Below are 232 nucleotides of genomic sequence, written 5' to 3'. Positions count from 1 at the left end.
CCCTTGTTCACCGTGAGCTCCAGCTCGAACGGCGAGGCCGGGTCCCGCATGTAGACGAGGGTGAAGTCCGGGAAGTCGAACCGGTCGGAGACCTCGAGGCCGAAGGCCCGGGCGTAGTAGTCGCGCGCGCGCTCCTCCTCGAGGACGCGGATCATGGCGTGGACGGGCTTGGACATGCGCTCGGGATTCCGTGGGCACGCGGGCGGCGTGCAGGGCCTTCTATGTGGAGCCC

At 69.0% G+C, this 232-nt stretch carries 1 protein-coding gene; it reads right to left on the bottom strand.

The features are described from left to right. Positions 1-176 (bottom strand): VOC family protein (locus KZZ06_RS22650; protein WP_368858729.1); only part of this gene is annotated, 176 nt, incomplete at its 3' end. Positions 177-232 lie beyond the last annotated feature (56 nt).

It is taken from the genome of Sulfitobacter sp. CW3 (assembly GCF_019392245.1).
Taxonomy (GTDB): Bacteria; Pseudomonadota; Alphaproteobacteria; order Rhodobacterales; family Rhodobacteraceae; genus Sulfitobacter.
The sequence above is the reverse complement of the archived record's forward strand: the minus strand, read 5'-3'. Positions and strand labels throughout refer to the sequence as shown.